Below are 2,095 nucleotides of genomic sequence, written 5' to 3'. Positions count from 1 at the left end.
AGCCAACTTGTTTGGCGATGTCTTGTAGGACTACTGGAGATAGAAAGCGTTGTAATTCTTGTGAGAATAGATGTAATTCTTCAGAAAGCGAGAGGTCCATAAAAAAACGTCATCCTTTTTGAGTATTTTCCTGAAAGAATAACGTTTTTTTCATTTTGGGGGAAACTTGTTTCGTTAGCTTGATGGGCATGTGACGGGACCCCAAAAAGGAAGGGAATTACTATCGTCATATGGAGCATGACAGCCTCATCATTCGCGATAACATGTATGCCTGGAACAGTAAGGGCCTAAAAGGGTATGGCGCTATTAGCTTCGTCAAAGACTTCTACGGATTATCATTTGTTGAAGCCGTTCAGGAATTGAATTCAGGAAACTATCAAACCATCAATAAGGAAAAACAACAAGAATCAAAACAAACCAAAGAATTTCAATATTATGATTTTCTTGAAGTGAAGGGCCATGCAGCCATAAAGAAATATTTAGTTCATGAGAGGAAAATTGATTCCCGTATTGTTGATTGGCTCATTCGTAAAGATTTGATTGCCCAGGATAAGAGAAATAATGTCGTTTTCAAGTGGAGAGAAAACGGTGGTAAAGGACAGATTGTGGGCGCGGATCGTCAAGGAACCGTTAGGGTAGAAAACAAGAGAGGATCATTTAAGCAGATCCTCTCTAACAGTAAAAAGCATGTTGGATTTACAGTTGATATCAGAAAACTGGATAAAATTTACTATTTTGAGAGTCCAATAGATCTCCTATCGTATTGGAGCATTAAGAAAGAAAAGCTTACAAATGCGCGGCTTATAAGTATGAATGGCCTAAAAGACAAGACTGTCTTACATTCATATGCGGAAGCAAAGAAACAGGGTCATGTGATTAAACAGATTGTATTGGCCGTTGATAATGATTCTGCCGGAAAAGAGTTTGTAGCTAAACTTCAGAAAGTAATCAATCCGAAAATGTTTGGAGTGGATCTTCCGATCCGTGAAAAGGATTGGAACGATGAATTGAAAGTTACCAAAAAATATGTGGAAGCGAAGCAAGATGCAATAGCGCAAAGTATCTAAAGATATGAAGGAAGGGGCTGGTAGCAATGCATCCCCTTCCTTCGTAATAGGAAAGGAGATAGGTAAAGTGAAAAAAGCGAGAAGAATGAGGAGGAGAAGGAGAAGAAATATACCAGGCTTCTCCATTCCTGTACTACTTATTGCAGCTTCTTATATGGTCACATTAGGTAGCCAGATTGTTACTCAATATCCACAGCTCGTTTTTTACTTCGTGTTACTATTAGGGGCGAGTTTTAGCTTTAAAATATATAAGCGATACAAAGAGCGAAGGATTTTACGTTTGTCCGGAGTAAATGATATAGATAAGATGAATGGTTTTCAATTCGAATACTATGTAAGGGAATTATGCCAAGCAAATGGGTACGAGGCTAAAGTAACAAAGGCACAAGGGGATTTTGGAGCAGATTTGATTTTACAGAAGGATAGAAACAGGATAGTGGTGCAAGTCAAACGATATAAAGGGAAAGTCGGGATTAAAGCTGTACAAGAGGTAGTTGCATCAAAATCATATTATAACGCAGAAGAAGCTTGGATTATTACAAACAGCTTTTTTACAAATTCGGCCATGGAACTTGCAACTTATAATCATGTTCGGCTCATTGACAGGAAGGAACTTATTCAAATGGCGGCAATTATGAATCCGTACATACAAGCGACACAAGAACATGTTATCCGTACTACTGCAAATAACGAGGTTGTATGTGATAAATGTGGCAGCGAAATGAAAATCCGGAAAGGCCCATCTGGTCTTTTTTACGGTTGTACAAACTTTCCTACATGTAGAGGGACAAAGCCCCTAGAGAGCGCTTAGAAAATTTAATGTAAGAAAAAGGGCTTTCCAGATTCGTTTGTAACGAATGATATCCCCCTTCCAAATGGTATAAGTCGTAAAGGGAAAGGAATGTAATACAGTAAGCCCGTATTCAAACGACGCCTATAAAAATATCTGCACCTCCTGTACTATAAACGTATCAATATAAGGAGGTGCTTTTTCTATGCCGCAACAAAAATTAAAGATCGTCCCCGTT

2 protein-coding genes are annotated in these 2,095 nt (G+C 38.5%); both read left to right on the top strand.

The features are described from left to right. Positions 1–230: 230 nt before the first annotated feature. Complete coding sequence (locus EEJ45_RS17970) at positions 231–1,067, top strand: DUF3991 domain-containing protein (RefSeq protein ID WP_124566117.1); 837 nt, start codon at positions 231–233, stop codon at positions 1,065–1,067. A gap of 67 nt (positions 1,068–1,134) precedes the next feature. Further along, positions 1,135–1,878 (top strand): restriction endonuclease, encoded by a 744-nt coding sequence (locus EEJ45_RS17965; protein WP_164464350.1) that lies wholly within the window; start codon positions 1,135–1,137, stop codon positions 1,876–1,878. The last annotated feature ends 217 nt before the right edge of the window (positions 1,879–2,095 follow it).

It is taken from the genome of Ectobacillus antri (assembly GCF_003852715.1).
In the GTDB taxonomy this organism is placed as follows: domain Bacteria; phylum Bacillota; class Bacilli; order Bacillales; family Bacillaceae_G; genus Ectobacillus; species Ectobacillus antri.
The sequence above is the reverse complement of the archived record's forward strand: the minus strand, read 5'-3'. Positions and strand labels throughout refer to the sequence as shown.